Origin of the sequence: Mycolicibacterium houstonense (assembly GCF_900078665.2) — a bacterium.
GTDB classification, from domain to species: domain Bacteria; phylum Actinomycetota; class Actinomycetes; order Mycobacteriales; family Mycobacteriaceae; genus Mycobacterium; species Mycobacterium houstonense.
The window spans coordinates 3,275,226-3,294,294 of the sequence record NZ_LT546207.1 but is presented as its reverse complement, the minus strand read 5'-3'; the positions used below and the strand labels follow the sequence as shown (position 1 = coordinate 3,294,294).

Annotated in this window: 21 protein-coding genes and 1 tRNA gene; 9 read left to right on the top strand and 13 right to left on the bottom strand. The window is 65.7% G+C overall.

Annotated features, from left to right (window positions below; translation table 11 throughout):
* Positions 1-15: 15 nt before the first annotated feature.
* The 3 genes from BN4332_RS16735 to BN4332_RS16725 all read left to right on the top strand — a co-directional run bounded on the left by BN4332_RS16735 (position 16) and on the right by BN4332_RS16725 (position 2,699).
* Positions 16-669 carry a M15 family metallopeptidase gene (locus BN4332_RS16735; protein ID WP_066899794.1) on the top strand — a complete coding sequence of 218 codons (654 nt, stop codon included), beginning with the start codon at positions 16-18 and terminating at the stop codon, positions 667-669.
* 97 nt (positions 670-766) lie between these two features.
* Complete coding sequence (locus BN4332_RS16730; protein WP_066899792.1) at positions 767-1,468, top strand: cutinase family protein; 702 nt, start codon at positions 767-769, stop codon at positions 1,466-1,468.
* Positions 1,469-1,553: 85 nt separating this feature from the next.
* The gene (locus BN4332_RS16725; protein WP_066899790.1) at positions 1,554-2,699 is read left to right on the top strand and encodes a glycoside hydrolase 5 family protein; all 1,146 of its coding nucleotides are present in this window, start codon (positions 1,554-1,556) and stop codon (positions 2,697-2,699) included.
* Here the strand turns inward: BN4332_RS16725 and BN4332_RS16720 are convergent.
* The 4 genes from BN4332_RS16720 to BN4332_RS16705 all read right to left on the bottom strand — a co-directional run bounded on the left by BN4332_RS16720 (position 2,696) and on the right by BN4332_RS16705 (position 5,383).
* Complete coding sequence (locus tag BN4332_RS16720) at positions 2,696-3,886, bottom strand: hypothetical protein (protein ID WP_066899788.1); 1,191 nt, start codon at positions 3,884-3,886, stop codon at positions 2,696-2,698. The two genes, BN4332_RS16725 and BN4332_RS16720, sit on opposite strands and share 4 nt — an antisense overlap.
* A 134-nt stretch (positions 3,887-4,020) precedes the next feature.
* A complete protein-coding gene (locus BN4332_RS16715; protein WP_066899786.1) occupies positions 4,021-4,425 on the bottom strand; it encodes an HNH endonuclease in 405 nt (134 codons plus the stop codon).
* 40 nt (positions 4,426-4,465) lie between these two features.
* Positions 4,466-4,540: transfer RNA gene (locus BN4332_RS16710), tRNA-Thr, on the bottom strand.
* Between the two features lie 27 nt (positions 4,541-4,567).
* Positions 4,568-5,383, bottom strand: a complete 816-nt coding sequence (locus tag BN4332_RS16705; protein WP_066899784.1) for a hypothetical protein — start codon at positions 5,381-5,383, stop codon at positions 4,568-4,570.
* A 96-nt stretch (positions 5,384-5,479) separates the two neighbouring features.
* On the opposite strand from BN4332_RS16705, the gene BN4332_RS16700 reads away from it, so the two are divergent.
* Both BN4332_RS16700 and BN4332_RS16695 read left to right on the top strand, forming a co-directional pair.
* Positions 5,480-6,199, top strand: coding sequence for a response regulator transcription factor (locus BN4332_RS16700; protein WP_066899781.1), 720 nt, complete (start codon positions 5,480-5,482; stop codon positions 6,197-6,199).
* A gap of 30 nt (positions 6,200-6,229) precedes the next feature.
* Complete coding sequence (locus tag BN4332_RS16695) at positions 6,230-7,663, top strand: sensor histidine kinase (RefSeq protein ID WP_066899779.1); 1,434 nt, start codon at positions 6,230-6,232, stop codon at positions 7,661-7,663.
* On the opposite strand, the gene BN4332_RS16690 is transcribed toward BN4332_RS16695, so the two are convergent.
* Positions 7,623-8,039, bottom strand: a complete 417-nt coding sequence (locus BN4332_RS16690) for an HIT family protein (RefSeq protein WP_066899836.1) — start codon at positions 8,037-8,039, stop codon at positions 7,623-7,625. The two genes, BN4332_RS16695 and BN4332_RS16690, sit on opposite strands and share 41 nt — an antisense overlap.
* Before the next feature lie 110 nt (positions 8,040-8,149).
* On the opposite strand from BN4332_RS16690, the gene BN4332_RS16685 reads away from it, so the two are divergent.
* On the top strand, positions 8,150-8,470 hold the full coding sequence (locus BN4332_RS16685; protein ID WP_066899777.1) for a hypothetical protein: 321 nt from the start codon (positions 8,150-8,152) through the stop codon (positions 8,468-8,470).
* On the opposite strand, the gene BN4332_RS16680 is transcribed toward BN4332_RS16685, so the two are convergent.
* From BN4332_RS16680 to BN4332_RS16645, 8 genes are all read right to left on the bottom strand, one after another.
* Complete coding sequence (locus tag BN4332_RS16680; protein ID WP_074133095.1) at positions 8,467-9,564, bottom strand: SDR family oxidoreductase; 1,098 nt, start codon at positions 9,562-9,564, stop codon at positions 8,467-8,469. The genes BN4332_RS16685 and BN4332_RS16680 overlap by 4 nt on opposite strands.
* A 104-nt stretch (positions 9,565-9,668) precedes the next feature.
* Positions 9,669-10,802, bottom strand: coding sequence for an NDMA-dependent alcohol dehydrogenase (locus tag BN4332_RS16675; RefSeq protein WP_066899775.1), 1,134 nt, complete (start codon positions 10,800-10,802; stop codon positions 9,669-9,671).
* Between the two features lie 93 nt (positions 10,803-10,895).
* On the bottom strand, positions 10,896-11,435 hold the full coding sequence (locus BN4332_RS16670; RefSeq protein WP_066899773.1) for a nuclear transport factor 2-like protein: 540 nt from the start codon (positions 11,433-11,435) through the stop codon (positions 10,896-10,898).
* A 12-nt stretch (positions 11,436-11,447) separates the two neighbouring features.
* Complete coding sequence (locus BN4332_RS16665) at positions 11,448-11,654, bottom strand: ferredoxin Fdx (RefSeq protein ID WP_066899771.1); 207 nt, start codon at positions 11,652-11,654, stop codon at positions 11,448-11,450.
* Positions 11,655-11,664: 10 nt separating this feature from the next.
* Positions 11,665-13,020 (bottom strand): lanosterol 14-alpha demethylase, encoded by a 1,356-nt coding sequence (locus BN4332_RS16660; RefSeq protein WP_066899769.1) that lies wholly within the window; start codon positions 13,018-13,020, stop codon positions 11,665-11,667.
* On the bottom strand, positions 13,017-13,844 hold the full coding sequence (locus BN4332_RS16655) for an SDR family oxidoreductase (RefSeq protein WP_066899767.1): 828 nt from the start codon (positions 13,842-13,844) through the stop codon (positions 13,017-13,019). The genes BN4332_RS16660 and BN4332_RS16655 overlap by 4 nt, the downstream gene beginning before the upstream one ends.
* Positions 13,845-13,857: 13 nt before the next feature.
* Positions 13,858-15,060, bottom strand: coding sequence for a cytochrome P450 (locus BN4332_RS16650; RefSeq protein ID WP_066899765.1), 1,203 nt, complete (start codon positions 15,058-15,060; stop codon positions 13,858-13,860).
* Between the two features lie 22 nt (positions 15,061-15,082).
* On the bottom strand, positions 15,083-15,694 hold the full coding sequence (locus tag BN4332_RS16645; RefSeq protein ID WP_066899763.1) for a TetR family transcriptional regulator: 612 nt from the start codon (positions 15,692-15,694) through the stop codon (positions 15,083-15,085).
* A 189-nt stretch (positions 15,695-15,883) separates the two neighbouring features.
* Between BN4332_RS16645 and BN4332_RS16640 the strand changes: the two genes are divergently transcribed.
* From BN4332_RS16640 to BN4332_RS16630, 3 genes are all read left to right on the top strand, one after another.
* Positions 15,884-17,353, top strand: a complete 1,470-nt coding sequence (locus BN4332_RS16640) for an aldehyde dehydrogenase (protein WP_066899761.1) — start codon at positions 15,884-15,886, stop codon at positions 17,351-17,353.
* A gap of 83 nt (positions 17,354-17,436) precedes the next feature.
* Positions 17,437-18,189: an SDR family oxidoreductase gene (locus tag BN4332_RS16635; RefSeq protein WP_066899759.1), complete on the top strand. Its 753-nt coding sequence runs from the start codon at positions 17,437-17,439 to the stop codon at positions 18,187-18,189.
* Complete coding sequence (locus BN4332_RS16630) at positions 18,158-19,069, top strand: NAD(P)-dependent oxidoreductase (protein ID WP_435405162.1); 912 nt, start codon at positions 18,158-18,160, stop codon at positions 19,067-19,069. Before BN4332_RS16635 ends, BN4332_RS16630 begins: the two co-directional genes overlap by 32 nt.

The following is a 19,069-nucleotide window of genomic DNA, read 5'->3' as shown; positions in this document are numbered from 1 at the left end:
ACATCGGAAAGCAATATGCCTGAAGAGGAGAGTGCTATTTCCGCTGGTTTTCGCCTCGTGCTCGGCGCGTTACTGATCGTGATCGCCGGCACGATTCAGGTGGTGCAGGCGCCCCGCGCGCTGGCCCGGCCTGCGGCAGAGGCCGGACTCGTCGACGTGCGTTCGGTAATCCCCGATGCGGTGGTCGACCTGCGCTACGCCACCCCCGACAACTTCGTCGGTCAACAGCTGTACCCGGCAGGGGCGCCATGCCTGGTGCATGAATCGATGGTCGCCGGGCTGGCGGCGGCCGCGGCCGCCCTGCGTCCCGAGACTCTGGTGTTCTGGGACTGCTACCGCCCGCACGACGTCCAGGTGAGGATGTTCGAGGTGGTGTCCAACCCCAACTGGGTGGCGCGGCCGGGTCCCTATGCGCGCAGCCACGAGGCCGGTCGTTCGGTTGACGTGACGATCGCCGGCGCCGACATGGGCACCGGCTTCGACGATTTCAGCCCGCGCAGCCTGGCTTATGCCACCGACGGCGTCAGCCCGACGGCCCAGGCCAACCGCGCTCGGCTGCGCGACGCGATGGGGTCAGGCGGGCTCACTGTGTACTCCGGGGAGTGGTGGCATTTTGACGGCCCGGGCGCGGCAGATCCGCGGCCCCACCTCGACGTGCCGCTGGGATAGAAAGCCGTTCGCAACTACCTCTGGTTTTCCTGGTTTGGGATGTGTCAGCATGGGGAATCGAAACGTTCGTCACGATCCGGGTAGGCGTGGAGTCGATATGAACGTCGTCAAGCTGATCCAGGGCGCGGTGCTCATCGCCGCCTGCGCCATTCCGATTGCACCTGTGCCCGTCGCGTCGGCGCAGCCGTGCCCCGATGTCGAGGTGGTATTTGCTCGCGGTACCTACGAGCCACCCGGTGTCGGCGGACCCGGACAATCCTTCGTCGATGCCCTGCGCGGCCGCGTCGGGGAGCGTTCGGTCGAGGTCTACCCGGTGAACTACCCGGCCAGTGGAAACTTCGGTGATCGGATCGAGTTCGCAAGGACGGTCGTCGACGGTATCCGTGACGCGGCCGACCACATCAAGGCGACCGCCAGGGACTGCCCCAAGACCAAGGTGGTGCTGGGCGGCTACTCCCAAGGTGCGGTGGTAGCGGGTTACACCACGGCGGCCACCGTGCCGGAGGGCATCCCGCCCGAGTACAAGCAGTACATCCCCGAACCCATGGCGCCCGAGATCGCCGACCACGTGGCATCGGTGGTGTTGCTCGGGGCACCGTCAGACGAGTTCATGCGCGACATCGGCGCACCGCCGATGGTGATCGGTCCGCGGTACCAGGACAAGACCATCGAGCTGTGCGAGCCTGGCGACACCATCTGCGACGGAACACCGGCCGGGGTCCCCAACTTCGCGCACACCGCCTATGTGCTCAACGGCATGCCGGGCCAGGCCGCTGATTTCACGGTGGGCCGGCTGTAGCCGGTTGATAACGATCTGAAACCTCAATGGTTGCAATGTGATACGTGAGGCCTGAATATTTGCTGGGCGCCACTATGTTCACAAAGTGCACCGTCGAACGGCCCTCAAGATCCCGCTGGTACTGGCAGCATCAGCGGCCCTCGCCCCGACACTGTCCACACTCTCGGTACTTCCACGTGCCACCGCCGCGCCCGGCCAATGGCCGGTCGAACGCGCCAACGCGTGGTACCAGGCGCAGGGCTGGCTGGTCGGCACCAACTTCATCACGTCGAACGCGATCAACCAGCTCGAGATGTTCTCACCGGGCACCTACGACGCGCGGCGCATCGACAGTGAGTTGGGGGCCTGCCGTCTGCTCGGCTTCAACACCGTGCGAGTCTTCCTGCACGATCTGCTGTGGGCGCAGGATCGCGCCGGATTCCAAAGCCGGCTAGGACAATTCGTCGCCATTGCGGCGCGGCACGGCATCAAGCCGTTGTTCGTCTTCTTCGATTCGTGCTGGGATCCGCATCCGAAGGTGGGCCCACAACGGGCTCCGACGCCGGGCGTGCACAACTCGGGTTGGGTGCAGAGCCCCGGCGCGCAGCGCATCGACGATCCCCGCTACCGCCCTGTGCTGCGTGATTACGTGGTGGGGGTGATGAGCCAGTTCCGCAACGACAACCGGGTCTTGGGCTGGGACCTGTGGAACGAGCCGGACAACCCGGCCAAGCAGTATCGCAAGGTCGAACGCAAGGACAAGATCGACGCGGTCGGCGGACTGTTGCCCCAGGTGTTCGGCTGGGCCCGATCGGTCAACGCGGCGCAGCCGCTGACCAGTGGCGTCTGGCAGGGCAGCTGGGATCGCGGAAGCCGCAGCGAGATGGACAGTTTCCAGCTCGACAACTCCGACGTCATCTCCTTCCATTCATATGCCGGCCCGGCGGATTTCGAGGCGCGCATCGCCGAACTCGCCCCGCTCGGACGGCCGATCCTGTGCACCGAGTATCTGGCCCGCGACCAGGGCAGCACGGTCGAGGGCGTGCTGCCGGTCGCCAAGCGGCACAACGTCGCCGCCTACAGCTGGGGCCTGGTGGCCGGCAAGACGCAGACGTATTTCCCGTGGGATTCCTGGGACAAGCCGTACACCAAGGTGCCGAACGTGTGGTTCAGCGATCTGCTGCAGCCCGATGGTCGGCCGTACAAGGACAGCGAGTACCAGACCCTGCGGAAGCTGACCACGCGGGTTTAGCTGTAGCTGACGCGGTAGGTCCCGTGGATCTTGTACTTGAGGACACCGTCGACCGAGATCGTGAAGGGCTCAGTGAACTGCTCATCGACGGCGCCGGGATCTCCGGGCGGCCCCTGGCGGGACAGCGGCACCGTGATCTCGTCGCCGGAATGCTGCAGGCAGCCGTCTGCGCTCCAACTGTCCTTCCAGGACTCGCCTTCCATGGGTGGGCCGTGGCCGATAGTGCAGTCAAAGGTCAGTACCTCGAAGGCGTCCTGGTCGTCGTCATAACCGGCCACTCCGAGCAAGAGGTCGTTCGGGGCGTTGGTGAAGCCGGCCGAGACGTCGATCGGCGCGGTCGTCCCGCTGCCGATGCTCTGCTTGTTGTCGGAATCGCCGTACCAGATCGGGTCCAGATCGCCGACCCCGAAGACGAAGAAGCAGTCGCAGTCGCCGTCGAGCGGGCCGTCGGTGTCCTCGATCATCTGAACCTTGTCGAAATCCACCGCCACGCGCCGGGTCAGCGTCGTGAACTTGCCGGTCTTGACCTGCTCGTGTCCCTTGAGGTGGGCCCGCACGACGTAGTGGTAGGTGGTGTTCGGCTGCAGGTTGGGCAGTCCCGGCGCGTAGCGGTCGGTCGGGATGACCGTCCCGACGGAGGCGGCGATGGCGTTGGGATCGCTCCAATTGCCGTTCACGTCCGGCGGCGTGGTGCTCGCCTCGACCGTGATCACCATCGTCTTGCTGGTCTCGATCGTGAATTGCGCCCAGCCACCGTGTGGTTGAACGTCGACGCTCTTGATGCACCGCTGCGCGCACAGCTGCAGATCGATTTGGGGCTTGTCTGTGGTGATCGTGAGCGGTGCACCCAAGGGCTTGCCGAAGGCATCCGTGAGTTGCGCGGTGTACGTCTTGCCGTAGGCGACCGTCAACGGCACCGTGCCCTCACCGCTCGCCGAACTCACCGTCGGATTGATCACCGGCGCACCGCCTTCGGTGACGGAGAGAATCGCCACCTGAAACGGATTAAGGCTCCATTCGAGATCGACGTTCTTCGTGGTGAAATGCGGGTAGGCGATAAGGACGGGGTTCTCGCTCGTCGTGACCTCCGGAGGTGCCGCGCCGGCGGAGCCCGGGATCGTCAGCGCGAACAGCAACGCGCACAGCGTGATAAGCCGGATGATCAATACGCCGCTGGACTTCGACATCGCAAACCACCACACCCTCGTTGCCGGACCGCCCGACGATAAGGTGCTCGACGGGGGAGGGGCTGGAGTAATCGACTACCTCACTTTCACGTGCCCCCGTATTGCTTTCGAGAGTGTGAATCAGCAGCCGGTCCTTAGAACGACTGGCCGTTGGCATACCGCTGCCGGCGGAAGTGGCGCCCGTTGCCACGGTTGCGACTCTTGTACGTCGGGAGCTGGGAGTCGCAGTTCGGGCAGACCAGGCGCAGGTTGTCCCGTCGGTTGTTCGTCGGGTTCCCGTCGATGTGGTCCATGATCAAGGTCAGGGGCCGACCCTGCCACACGCTGGCTGCGCCACAGATCGCGCAGCAACCCGACTGAGTGTTGATCAGGTACAGCCGGATGTATTTGCCTTGCTCGCCCCTGACCCGGGCTTCGCCAGATTCGAGCCAGCGTTTCGTCATGGCGTCTCGTCGTGCCACAGCCTGACATGCGTTACCGCAATAGACCTTCTGGCTGCGCTTCGAAAGCGGCGCTTTACAAGCCTGGCACCGTCTCATGGATTGAAGCTACGAGAGTGGACCGACAAGTGAGCCTGCGTGGAGCCCCCGGTCGGGATTGAACCGACGGCCTACGCTTTACAAGAGCGTTGCTCTACCACTGAGCTACGGAGGCGGGTCGAACGCGGCCTAGTTTAGCGGGTCAGTCGTCGGCGTCGATAACTCGCTGTGAGGTGACCGGTCGCGGGGAGCTTCGTCGGGACGAGCGGCGCGGCAGCGGGATGCGGTCGGCGATGTTGCTCAGCGGATTGACCACCTGGCTCAGCGTGATGACCGCCTCGTGCAGTGCGTCGATGGTGGGGGCGAGCGCTTCCAGCCCGGGTGCCAGCCGGTTCAGGGTGTCGGCCACGTCGGCAAGCTTGAGCAGTGGGCCGTCCGGATCGGTCAGGGTGTCCAGCAGGCCGCCCTCGGCCAGCAGTCGGTCGGCGACCCCGTCCTCGCGGAGCACCCGCTCGAACAGGCCGTCGTTGGCCAGCAGTTGATCGGCCAGCCCGCCGGGCGCGATCACCCGGGACAGTGCGCCGTCCTCTGTGGTCAGCCGGTCGAGCAGCCCGCCCTCCATGGTGACCTGATCCACCAGCCCGCCGGGAGCCACCGCCCGGGCCACGGCGCCGTTGTCCGCGGTCAACCGGTCCAGCAGGCCACCCTCGGCTGTCAATTGGTCGACCAGACCGCCGGGCCGCAGCAAACGATTCACCGGGCCGTCGGGCGCCAGTGCCCGGCCCAGCGGAGCATCGTCGTCCAACAGGCGCGCCAGCCGGTTCGCCCGCTCCACGGCGTCGTCGATGCCGAACAGCGAGGCCATCGATGACCTGCCGTTGAGCGGGTTCGCGTCGTTGATTCCGCGCTGCACCGCGTTGAGTGTCTCGTTGGCGATACCGAGTCCGGCGTCGGCCACGGCCAACCCGATTCGCACGGGCGCGGTAGCAACCTGGACCAGCGTCTTGCCGAGGTTCATGGGCGTCAGTGTAGTTACCCGCGTCACAGCTAAACTCACAGGAACTGCACAGCGTGCATGCAGGATCAGTTCAACAGGCACCACCAACATCAGGGAATGGCCATGCCAGCAGTACCTGAGAGCGTCCCCGAAGCCCGGATCCTCGTCGTCGACGATGAGGCCAACATCGTGGAGCTGCTGTCCGTCAGCCTCAAGTTCCAGGGTTTCGAGGTGCATACGGCGTCCAATGGCGCCGCGGCCCTCGACAAGGCCAGGGAAATCCGGCCCGACGCGGTGATCCTGGACGTGATGATGCCCGGCATGGACGGCTTCGGGCTGCTGCGCCGGCTGCGCGCCGACGGCATCGACGCCCCTGCGCTGTTTCTGACCGCCCGCGACAGCCTGCAGGACAAGATCGCCGGACTGACCCTCGGTGGCGACGACTACGTGACCAAACCGTTCAGCCTCGAAGAGGTGGTGGCGCGGCTGCGCGTCATCCTGCGCAGGTCCGGCAAGGGCATCGAGGAGCCGCGCAGCGCCAAGCTGTCCTTCGCCGACATCGAACTCGACGAGGACACCCACGAGGTGTGGAAGGCCGGCGAGCCGGTCTCCCTGTCGCCGACGGAGTTCACGCTGCTGCGCTACTTCATCATCAATGCCGGGACCGTGTTGTCGAAGCCCAAGATTCTCGACCACGTCTGGCGCTACGACTTCGGCGGCGACGTCAACGTCGTCGAGTCCTACGTCTCCTACCTGCGCCGCAAGATCGACACCGGCGAGAAGCGCCTGCTGCACACGCTGCGCGGCGTCGGCTACGTTTTGCGCGAGCCGCGCTGACCGGCTCGCCGTCGGCGGCATACTTTTCACGTGTTTGACCGGGTGGAGCGGCACGGAGTGCCGCTGCGGGTCGGACTGGTGGCTGTCGCCCTGGTCCTGGTGGCCTGCGGCCTGCTCGCTTCCGGCGTTGCGGTGACCTCGATCATGCGGCACACCGAGATCAGTCGCGTCGACCAGACATTGCTCGACGCCTCGCAGAGCTGGGCACAGGAGCCGCGCCCGGCGCCGTCGACGCCCCTGGAAGGACCCAATCCGGCCCGTCCGCCGTCCAACTTCTACGTCCGCGGCGTGGACGCGGACGGCCGCACCTGGATCGCGATCAACGACCGCGAGGCGGAGCCCGCGCTGCCCGACGACAACGACGTCGGTCCGGAACCGGTCACCGTCGACTCCGTCGGCAACTCCGCCGTGCAGTGGCGGGCCATGACCGTGGAGGGTCCGAACGGTGAGCGCACCACCGTTGCGATCGACCTGTCCGACGTGCAGTCGTCGGTCCGCGCATTGATCTGGTCGCAGGTGGGCATCGGCACGGTGGTGCTGCTGATCCTCGGCATCGTCGGCTACGCCGTCGTGCATCGCAGCCTGCGCCCTCTGGTCGAGGTGGAACGCACCGCGGCGGCCATCGCCGCCGGGGAACTGGATCGCCGTGTCCCCGAGCGTGATCCGCGCACCGAGGTGGGCCGGCTGTCGTCGGCGCTCAACGGCATGCTCGCCCAGATTCAGCGTGCGGTGGCCGCCTCGGAGGACTCCGCCGAGCAGGCGCGCACCTCCGAGGAACGCATGCGGCGGTTCATCACCGATGCCAGCCACGAGCTGCGGACCCCGCTCACCACGATTCGCGGATTCGCCGAGCTGTACCGGCAGGGCGCCGCCCGCGATGTCGAGATGTTGATGGGCCGGATCGAGAGTGAGTCCCGGCGGATGGGGCTGCTCGTCGAAGACCTGCTGCTGCTGGCTCGGCTCGACGCGCAGCGGCCCCTGGATCAGCACCGGGTGGACTTGTTGACGCTGGCCACCGACGCCGTGCACGACGCTCGTTCGATCGCCCCGTCCCGCCGGGTCGGCGTGGAGGTGTTCGACGGGCCCGGTACCCCGGAGGTGCTCGGGGACGAGGCCCGGCTACGTCAGGTGCTGAGCAATTTGATGGCCAACGCGGTGCAGCACACCCCCGAATCCGCCGGGATCACGGTGCGGGTCGGCACCGAGGGTGACAACGCCGTGATCGAGGTGTGCGACGAGGGGCCGGGGATGAGCGCCGACGACGCCCGACGGGTGTTCGAACGGTTCTACCGCGCCGACTCTTCCCGAACCCGGGCCAGCGGTGGGACCGGGCTGGGTCTGTCGATCGTGCACTCCTTGGTGGCCGCACACGGCGGAACCGTGCGCGTCACCACGGCGCCGGGTCAGGGCTGCCGGTTCACCGTCAGCTTGCCGCGGATTGCAGATCTGCCAGCGCGGCTTTGATTTTCGCCTGGGCCTCGTCGAGTGATTCCGGTGACGGGTTGTTGTCGACGTGGGCGAACCCGAAATCGGCCAGGTTGTAGGCCGGGAACACGTGCACATGCAGGTGCGGCACTTCGAGCCCGGCGATGATCACCCCGGCACGCTGCGCGCCGAATGCGCGGCACACGGCCTTGCCGATCAGCTGCGACACCTCCATCACCCGGCCGAACACGGCGGGCTCGACGTCCTGCCAGTTGTCGATCTCGGCGCGGGGGACAACCAGGGTGTGTCCCTGTGTCATCGGCGCGATGGTGAGGAACGCGACGATCTCATCGTCTTCGTAGACGAATCGCCCGGGCAGTTCTCCGTTGATGATCTTGGTGAAGACGGATGCCATGGTGACGAGCATAGTGAGCGCCGAATGAGACGCCGATCTCGTTGCGCAGGTAAGCACCACCGGGTTGACTAGCAGGGCTTAGTAATCGTGCGTGGAAGGGCGAATGTGTCGTGACCGATGCGGTCAAGTGGGAAGCCGACGGTGACGACCCGGTCCTGCCGAGCCTGCGATCCGGGCATTTCGAGTGGATCGACCTGGATGTGCCCGCGGAGAGCTGGTGGGAGGTCGTCGACCATCCCGAAGTCCTCGACCGCGGGCTATCCGGCTGGAATTTCCATTCCTGCAGCCCTTCCCCGGAGGGTGAGGATCGCGTCGTGCTCACCTACTACCGTCCGCACAAGTTGCCGGCGATGCACTCGCGCGGCCCGGCCGGTCGATTGGGTCGACAGGTAGCGCGTAGCGGACGGTCCGGAAGGGGCTTCTGCCGCTAGTCGCTGCCGATCAGGCCGTGCAATTCGGCCGGGGTCCAGGGCGGCGCGCTGTGATGGTCCCGGTATCCGATGAAACCGGGTGTGGGCCGGGCGAATTCGCCGACGAAGCCGCCCGCCGCGATGAAGATGCGGCCGGTCACCTGGCGTGCGGCGTCGCTGACCAGATAGGCGTAGGTCGGGGCGACGTATTCCGGTGGGGCGGCGTCCAGTGCGCCCTGCATGCTGACGTCGTCGAGCAGCCCGCGCCGGTTGAGGTCGGCGATGTGCTGTTCGTAGCCCGCTCCGGTGGACAACCGGGTGCGGGCGCCCGGGCACACCACGTTGGCCCGCACGCCGTGTTCCTTAAGTTCGGCGGCGATGGCCAGGGTGAGGCCGTTGACGGCACCTTTTCCGGCCGGATACCCGGTGCCGCCGTAATCGCCGAGAAAGGCGAACGAGCTGGTGTTGACGATGGCGCCGCCACCCTGCGCCACCATCTTGGGCGCCGCCGCGCGGCACGTTTCGAACACCGTGGCCAGGTGCGCGTCGAGCAGGTCCCGGAATTGGGCGCTGGTCACGTTCAAGATCGAGGAGCCGGCCGGCTCGGCGGTACCGGCGCAGTTGATCAGGATGTCGACGCGCCCGAATTCGCGTGTGCAGGTGTCGACGAGCGCGTCGGCCACGTCGGGGTCGGCGGGCGAACCGGCATGGGCCACACCGGAAATCCGCTGTGCGGCAGCGTGTGCGGCCTCGGTGTCGCGGCCGTTGACCACCACGNTGAAGACGCCCCGCACGGTGGCGGTGAAGCCGTTGGGAAACTTGGTGCGCAGCACCAGGATGTAGGCGATCTCGCTCGGCGAGCTGGACGGGAACGTCTCCTCGCAGGTGACGGTCAGCTCGTTGGGGCCGATGTTGGTGTCGTAGAAGGCGGCCAGCGCCTCCTTGCCTTTGACGCCGGTGCCGTCGGGGTTGGTGACGGCTTCGCCGATCGGATCCTCGACCACGACGTCGTCGGCCATCAGGGCCAACCAGCCCTCGCGGTCGCCGGACTGCACGCACCGCCACGACGATCGGGAGGCGGTGACGACGGGTGTCTCGGTTTGGGTTTCGGTCATGGCGCTCCTGGCGGGTCGTCGTACACGCCGAATGTCACGCTGGAGTGACTCTCGATTGCCAGAGCCACGCTGGCGTGACATTCGGCGCGAAATGTCGGGTCGGGTCAGCGATCGGCGTCGGTGTAGCGGATGACGCCGCGGATGTTACGACCTTCGAGCATGTCGGCGTAGCCGTCGTTGATCTGCTCGAGCTTGTACTGCCGGGTGACCATGTCGTCGAGATTCAGCCGGCCCGCTTTGTACATGCTCAGCAGCTGAGGGATGTCGTGATGCGGGTTGCCGCCGCCGAAGATGGTGCCCTGCAGGCGCTTCTGCAGCAGCGTCAGCATCGACAGGTTGAGCTTCACGTCGTTGCTGGCCATGTTGGCGACCGCGGTCGCCACCACGGTGCCGCCCTTGGCGGTGATGTTCATGTAGTGGTCGATGTCCTCGCCCTTGAGCTCACCGACGGTGACGATGGTCTTGTGGGCCATCCGACCCTGCGTGACCTCGGCGACCCCGGCCATCGCGCTGAAGATGTCGGGGTAGGCGTGGGTGGCGCCGAACTTCAACGCGTTCTCGCGCTTGAATTCGACGGGATCGACGGCGAACACGTTGCGGGCACCGGCTGCCAGGGCACCCTGCAGCGCGCCGGTGCCGACCCCGCCGACGCCGACGATCACCACGTCGTCGCCCGGACGGACGTCGCCGCTGCGCACGGCCGAGCCGTAGCCGGTGGTCACACCGCAACCGACGAGGCAGGCCACCTCGAATGGGATGGACGGATCGATCTTCACGACCGAGCTCTTGTGCACCACCATGTACGGGCTGAAGGTGCCCAGCAGGGTCATCGGGATGACGGGCTGGCCGTTCTTGACGGCGTGGATGCGATGCGTGCCGTCGGACACCGCGGTGCCGGCCAGCAGGCCCGCCCCCAGGTCGCAGAGGTTGCGCAGACCTTCCTGACATGCCGGACACTCACCGCAGGACGGGATGAACGACAGCACGACGTGGTCGCCCGGCTGGATGTGGTCGACGCCGGGGCCGACCTCGGTGACGATGCCCGCGCCTTCGTGGCCGCCGAGCACCGGGAAACCGGCCATCGGGATGTCGCCGGTCACCAGGTGGTGGTCGGAATGGCACATGCCCGAGGCTTCCATCTGAATCTTGACCTCGTCCTTGACGGGGTCGCCGATCTCGATCTCCTCGATCGACCACGGTTGGTTGAACTCCCAGATGAGAGCGCCTTTTGTCTTCATCCGCATGTGCCTTCCACTAGAGCCGCTGATCACAGACTAGAGCCATTAGTTGCGTGGGTCACACGCACCCCCAAGCAACTGCTTGGCCGGGAATTACCAGATCTTGACCGGTGCCTCGCCGAGCGGGTAGTAGCCGGGCAGCTTCTCGCCGGCCAGGCTGCGCTCGATTCGCTTCTGCATGGCGGGAGTCAGGTCGCCGGACTCGATGAGCTTTGCGTAGCCCTTCGCCACGTGGCCGAAGTCGAAGAAGTCACGTTGCCACTCGATGAGCAGCTGATCGTTGAGCCGGAACCAGCTGCCGCCGATGCCGTAGATCTCGTCGCGGGTGCCGTCGCTCTTGTTGGCGATCTGCTTCCAGAAGCCCACGATCTCGTTCTGCTTCTCATCGATCAGCACGCGCTGGTACTCGTAGACCCAGTTCTCCAGGCCTTCCATCTCCAGACCCAGTGCCACGTCGCGGATTTCGTCGCGCCCGACGCACATCACGTCTTCCTTGGGCCCGATGTTCCAGCCGTAGGTGGCATCTTCGGTGTAGAAGTCGGCCAGCGGCTTCCAGTCACCGGCCTTTTCGGCCTCCTGGTTGGCCTTCAGCCAGCGATCGGACCAGTCTTCGAGCTCGTTTCTTGACGCCATTGGCCTTTCCTTTCAGTCGTTCTCAATGATTGAGAGTGCTCGGGTAGGACACATCTCGACGGCCATCTCGACGGCATCGCGGAGCTCGTCGGGTGGTTCGGAGTCGAGGATCTCGACGACGCCGCGTTTGGGAACCCGGAACACGTCCGGAGCTTCGAGCTCACACATCGCGTGGCCCTGGCACAGATCCTCGTCGACTTCAACGCGGTAGCAGCCCATGGGCGCTCTCCTAAGCCCGCTTCCGGTAGCGCACCTTGGCCGGGCGGGCCAACTGCACCACCATCTTCGAGTGGTCGTTCTGGTACGTCTCTGGAGCCTGGGACATCTCGAATTCGTACTCGCGCAACAGAACCGAGAAGATCGCCTTGATCTGCATCTGCGCGAACGCCGCACCTACGCAGCGGTGCCGGCCGGCGCCGAACGGGATCCAGGTCCACCGGTTGACCAGGTCTTCCTGGCGCGGCTTCACATAGCGATCGGGGTCGAAGCCGTCCGGGTTGGGGAAGTCCTCGGCGATCCGGTTGGAGATCGCCGGGGAGGCGGCCACCATCTGTCCCTTGTGGATCGGGTAGCCGGCCACCTCGAACTCATCCTGCGCCACCCGCATCAGGATGATCAACGGCGGATGCAGCCGCAGGGTCTCCTTGAGCGCATTGTCGATGTTGGGAATCTGCCGCAGCGCATGGAAACTCACCTCCTGGCCGTCGGCGTACAGCTCGTCGAGTTCTTTCTGCACCTTGGCGTAGAACTCCGGGTGGCGCAGCAGCTCGATCAGGGTCCAGGACGAGGTACCCGAGCTGGTGTGGTGGCCGGCAAACATCAGTGAGATGAACATGCCGGTGACCTCATTGGCCGAGAAGCGCGGATTGCCCTCCTCGTCCTTGATCGACACCAGCACGTCGAGCAGATCGCGATCGCTCTTGTCCTTGGGCGGATTGGCAATTCGCCCGTTCATCACCTCCTGGACCAGCTCCACCAGGTTGGCCCTGGCCTCGTCCCGGATGCGGAAGCTCTCGATCGGCAGGTAGGGGTCGACGTAGCACAGCGGATCGGTGCCGCGCTCCAGCAGGTGGTAGTAGTTGGCGAATCGGGAATCGAGCTGGTTGCGGAACTTCGGTCCGATCAGGCACGCCGTCGAGGTGTAGATCGTCAGCTCGGAGAAGAACTCCAGTAGATCGATTTCCCCGCTCTCGCCCCAGTTCTCGATCATCCGCCGCACCTCGTGCTCGATGGTGGCGGCGTGCCCCTTCATCTGCTCGCCGCGAAGCGCGGTGTTGTGCAGCATCTCGGCCCGGCGCTCGGGGTCGGCGTCGAACACCACCCCCTCACCGAAGATCGGGGTCATGAACGGGTAGGCCTCGGCCTGGTTCAGCTCGCTGTCGCTGGAACGGAAGAAGAATTCGTTGGCTTCCGCGCCGCTGAGCAGCACCACCTGTTTGTCGGCCAGCTGGAACCAGCCCACATCGCCGCACTCGTCACGGATGCGCTGCATCAGACCGATCGGGTCGGTGCGGAACTCCTCCAGGTGGCCGTGTTCTTCTTCGCCACCTGAGACGCGCTGTACTTCTTTGAGGGTGCTGCTCATTGGTTCGGCATCCCTTCCTCGCCCAGGGCGAGCTTCTGGCGGTCCTTGGTGTCGGCGAGCGGGGCCTCGGGCTGCAGCTCCATGTTCGCGATGAAACTGCCGCGCGGCGTCTCCGCGACGAATGTGATGGCGCGGGCCAGATCGGAGGCGCGCATGAAGTAGTCATGACGCGCCTGGCCCCACTTGGCCCAGTCCTCCAGTGCGGGACCGATTTTCTCGGCGGGCAGGCTCCAGCCCATCGATGTCCGCGTGGGGCCGGGATGCACGATCGAGGCGCGCACACCGGTGCCCTCCAGCTCCATCTGGTAGTTGGTCACCATCGCCACGAGACCGGCCTTGGCCGCCCCGTAGGCGCCCATGTGTGGACGCTGGCGCAGTGCCACATCGGAGCCGACGAAGATGAGATCGCCGCGTTGCCGTTCCAACATGCCCGGCAGCACCGCGGTGGCCATCCGATTCGCGCCGACCAGGTGGATCTGCAATTGGTCGGCGAACTCATCGGTGCTCATCTCGTGCAGCTTTCCGAAGTTGGTATCACCGGCACCCGCGACCAGCACCTCGATATCGCCGAGTTCGGAGGTGGCCTGCTCGACGGCCGCCTTCACCGAGTCGGGGTCGGTCACGTCCAGGTGCACCGCGACGGCCTCGCCGCCGTCGGCACGAATCTTGTCGACGATCTCCTTCAGCTTCTCCACCCGACGGGCGCCGAGCGCGACGGGAAATCCATTGGCGGCGAGCTTGATCGCGGTCGCCTCACCGATTCCGGATGAGGCGCCGGCGACCAGGGCGGGCCGACGGTCGGGCAAGGGGGCAAATCGAGGCATGTAGCGAGGCCTTTCAGCGCTTTGTCACTGTGATGGGCAGATGCGCGAATCCACGGACACTGCTGGAATGCACCCGCACAGCCGCGGATTCATCCACCTCGTATCCGCGGATACGCTTGAACAACTCGGTCAGCGCTACCCGGGCCTCCATGCGGGCCAGGTGTGCACCGAGGCAGAAGTGGGCACCACTGCCGAAACTCACCAATTTGGGACCGATCTCGCGATCGATCCGATACTCGTCGGGATTCTCGAAGACACGTTCGTCGCGGTTCGCCGAGCCGATCAGCAGCACGAGTACATCCCCCGCGGGCACCGTGGTGTCGTAGAACGTGAGGTCCTCGGTGACCAGCCGGGCCAGAATCTGGCTGGAGGCGTCATAGCGCAGGGTCTCCTCGACCCACGGCACGACCAAGTCGTGGTTGTCGAACACCGGAGCCAGCTGGTCTGGGTTCTTGTATCCCCAATATGCGGCATTGGCAAGCAGTTTCGTGGTGGTCTCGTTACCCGCGACCACCATGAGGAACAGGAATGCCATGATCTCGTCGTCGGTGAGCCGGTCGCCGTCGATCTCTGCTTCCACCAGTGCCGACGTCAGATCGTCGCTGCGGTTCTTGCGGCGCTGTTTCACCATGTCGGCGTAGTAGACCAGCAGTTCGCCGGAGGCGGCGATCGCGGACTCAGGGACATCGGCGACGCCGTCCTCGCGGTGCATGACACCGTCGGCCAGCGCGCGGATCCGGACCCGGTCCTCCTCGGGGACACCCATCAGTTCGGAGATGACGTCCATGGGCAACTTGCCCGCGAATTCGTCGACGTAGTCGAATGTGGTGCTCTGCAGGGCGGTGTCCAGGTGCTGGTGGGCGATCTCGGTGACGCGGCCCTCCAGTTCGCGGATGCGCCGCGGGGTGAAGCCCTTGGACACCAGCGTGCGCAACCGGAGGTGACCGGGGTCGTCGAGCGCCAGGAACGACATGACGCGGTGTGCTTCGTCGTTGCGCGAGATCGGGTCTAGGGAGACCCCGTGCTTGTTGGACAGGGTGACGCTGTTGCGAAAACCCTGCACCACGTCCTTGTGCCGGGACAGCGCCCAGAACTTGAGTTCTTCGTTGTGATAGATCGGGGCTTCGTCGCGCAACCGCTTGTAGTACGGGTACGGATCCTCGTGGAAGTCGTAGTCGTACGGGTCGAAGATCAGCTCGACGGCATTCAAGGTCATCTGTCCTCTCCAAGGCTCAAGCTCATTTGTCCTCTCCGAGGACGAGTCCGACGACGTAGGTCAGTCGGTCGGCGATCTGGTGGTAGGTGAAGGCACCGCTGCCGGCATTGACCAGCGCGCCGAAGAACGTCATCTCCAGGGCGGAGACGACGCGGGAATCGGCGTCGGGTCCGACGGCCGAACGGATCCGTTTGTGGATTTCCGCGCCGATCCGGTCTCGTACCTTGCGCACGGCAGGATCGGAGCCGCCGCCCAACAGGGCGGTGGTGCAGGCCGCAGCGACTTCAGGTTCATCGGCGACGACCAGGGTCAGCGCACGCAACGCCGCATCGACGCGGGTGGTCATGGTGTCGTTCACATCGGTGAAGTAGGGGACCCGGCTGACCAGATCCAGGTACATCTCGGCGATCAGGTGGTTCTTCGACGAGAAGTAGGTGTAGGCCGTGGCCGGGGCAACCCCGGCGCGTGCGGCGACCGCGCGCACCGTCAGATCGGCGTAGGACGATTCGCGCAACATCTCGGTCCCGGCGGTCAGGACCTTGCGGAAGGTCTCCTCCTGCCTGCGGTTGCGCGGCGTTTCCTTGCCTGGCTCCGGAGTGGGCTCTGTGACTGCGGACACGGCATCGCTGGACACATGTCCAAGTTATCCGACGATATCGGGATTGAGCAAGTGTGGATCCGTGAAGGGCGGAATGAACTGCGAATTTGTGGAGATAGCGGGTATGGCAAGCGGCCACCCTTGCGGCTCGACATTGTCTGCGGCTATCGTTCGAGACGAGACAGCCGGACAGTTGTCCAGAATCTTCTGAAGTGGAGTTCACCGATGCCGGTACTGGCCGATCGCCAGAGTCAACTGCTGATCGACGGCAAGCTCGTCGCCGGCGGTGGCGGAGTATTCGAGACCGTCAACCCCGCAACCGAGGAGGTGCTCGGCGTCGCGGCCGACGCGAACGCCGAGGACATGGGCAATGCCATCGAGGCGGCCCGTCGGGCATTTGATGACACCGACTGGTCGACGAACCACGCGCTGCGGGTGCGCTGCCTGCGCCAGCTGCGCGACGCATTGCGCGAAAATGTGGAAGAGCTACGGGAACTGACCATCGCCGAGGTCGGCGCCCCGCGCATGCTCACCGCCGGTGCACAACTGGAAGGTCCGATCGATGATCTGGCCTTCTCCGCGGACACTGCCGAGAATTACGAGTGGACAACAGATCTCGGCCACGCAACGCCGCAGGGCATCCCGACCAACCGCAAGATCGCCCGCGAGGCCGTCGGCGTCGTCGGCGCCATCACGCCGTGGAACTTCCCGCACCAGATCAACCTGGCCAAGGTCGGCCCGGCGCTGGCCGCAGGCAACACCCTGATCCTCAAGCCGGCCCCGGACACCCCGTGGGCCGCGGCGGCCATCGGCCAGATCATCGCCGAGCAGACCGATTTCCCGGCCGGCGTGATCAACATCGTCACCTCCAACGACCACTCGGTGGGCGCGCTGCTGTCCAAAGACCCTCGGGTCGACATGGTTTCGTTCACCGGGTCGACCGCGACCGGGCGCGCGGTGATGACCGACGCGGCGCTGACCATCAAGAAGGTGTTCCTTGAACTCGGCGGCAAGTCGGCGTTCCTGGTGCTCGATGACGCCGACCTGGCCGGCGCCTGCTCGATGGCGGCCTTCACCGTCGCCATGCATGCCGGGCAGGGTTGCGCCATCACCACCCGTCTGGTGGTGCCGAGATCCCGCTACGACGAAGCGGTCGAGGCCGCGGCGGCCACGCTGGGCGGCATCAAGCCCGGCGATCCCAACAGCAAGCGCACTGTGTGCGGCCCGCTGATCTCGGCGCGCCAGCGTGACCGGGTGCAGTCCTATCTGGACCTTGCTCTCCAAGAGGGCGGTCGGTTCGCCTGCGGCGGTGGGCGTCCGGCGGGCCTGGACACCGGGTTCTTCATCGAGCCGACGGTAATCGCGGGCCTGGACAACGATGCCCGGGTGTCCCGCGAGGAGATCTTCGGGCCGGTGCTGACCGTGATCGCTCACGACGGTGACGACGACGCGGTACGCATCGCCAACGACTCGCCGTACGGCCTGTCCGGCACGGTGTTCTCCGGTGACGACGCCCGTGCCCAGGCCGTGGCGTCGCGCATGCGGGTCGGCACCGTCAACGTCAACGGCGGCGTCTGGTACTCGGCCGATGCCCCGTTCGGCGGCTACAAGCAATCCGGTGTCGGCCGCGAGATGGGCCTGGCCGGTTTCGAGGAATACACCGAGATCAAGTGCATCGCGACCTTGGCCAACTAGGAAGGTGTCGAGTGGCCAGTTATGACCCGCAATCTCGCGGATACCGTGCAACAACTGGCCATTCGGCGGGAAAGGAATAAGACATGGGACAGTTCACAGATAAGGTCGCGATTGTCACCGGCGCCGGTGGTGGCATCGGTCAGGCCTACGCCGAGGCGCTGGCACGCGAAGGCGCCGCAGTGGTGGTGGCCGACATCAACACCGAGGGCGCGCAGAAGGTCGCCGACGGTATCAAGGGCGAGGGTGGCAACGCGCTGGCGGTGCGGGTCGACGTCTCCGACATCGACTCGGCCAAGGACATGGCCGCGCAGACGCTTTCGGAGTTCGGCGGCATCGACTACCTGGTCAACAACGCCGCGATCTTCGGCGGCATGAAGCTCGACTTCCTGCTGACCGTCGACTGGGACTACTACAAGAAGTTCATGAGCGTGAACCTCGACGGCGCGCTGGTGTGCACCCGCGCGGTGTACCGCAAGATGGCCAAGCGCGGCGGCGGTGCGATCGTCAATCAGTCCTCGACTGCGGCCTGGCTGTACGCCAACTACTACGGTCTGGCGAAGGTCGGCATCAACGGCCTGACCCAGCAGCTGTCCCGGGAGCTCGGCGGCCAGAACATCCGGATCAACGCGGTCGCGCCAGGTCCCATCGACACCGAGGCCAACCGCACCACCACGCCCAAGGAGATGGTGGACGACATCGTCAAGGGAATCCCATTGTCCCGCATGGGTCAGCCGGAGGACCTGGTCGGCATGTGCCTGTTCCTGCTCAGCGATCAGGCCAAGTGGATCACCGGTCAGATCTTCAATGTCGACGGCGGACAGATCATCCGGTCATGAGCACCTGCGTGACGAGCAGAGGGCACGGCTCATGAGCGATCTGAAATACGGCTATATCGGGCTGGGCAACATGGGGGCCCCGATGGCCAAGCGGCTGGCCGAGTGGCCGGGCGGGTTCGTCGTCTACGACGTGCGCGCCGACTCCATGGCGCCGTTCGAGGAACTCGGGGCGACCCTGGCCGGCGACGTCGCCGACGTCGCCGAGGCCGACATCATCAGCATCACCGTGCTGAACGACGAGCAGGTGCGGTCGGTGATCGCGGATCTGGCGCCGAAGGTCAAGCCGGACACCGTGATCGTCATCCACTCGACGATCAGCGACACCACTGCGGCCGAACTCGCCGAGCAGTACAAGCCGCAGGGCATCCACATCGTCGATGCTCCGGTCAGCGGTGGCGGCGCGGCCGCCGAGAAGGGTGAGCTGGCCATCATGGTCGGTGCTGAGCGGCCCGTCTACGAGCGGATCAAGCCCGCGCTCAAGCAGTTCGGCACGATGGTGATCCACGCCGGTGAGCCCGGTGCCGGCACCCGGATGAAGCTGGCCCGCAACATGCTGACCTTCACCTCGTATGCCGCGGCATGTGAGGCGATGAAGCTGGCCGAGGCCGCCGGGCTGGACCTCGGCGCGTTGGGGCGCGTGGTGCGTCACACCGACGCACTGACCAGCGGGCCGGGCGCCATCATCGTCCGCGACAGCATGGCCGAGTTGACCCCGGATCACTGGCTCTACGAGGCCTTCACCCACACCCGCGGGCTCGGCGAGAAGGATCTGAGCCTGGCTCTCGGGCTGGGTGAGGTTGTGGGCGTGGACCTTCCGTTGGCCCAGGTGGCCCTGCAACGCCTCGCTGAGGGCCTCGGCGTACCGCACAAGAACGACTAG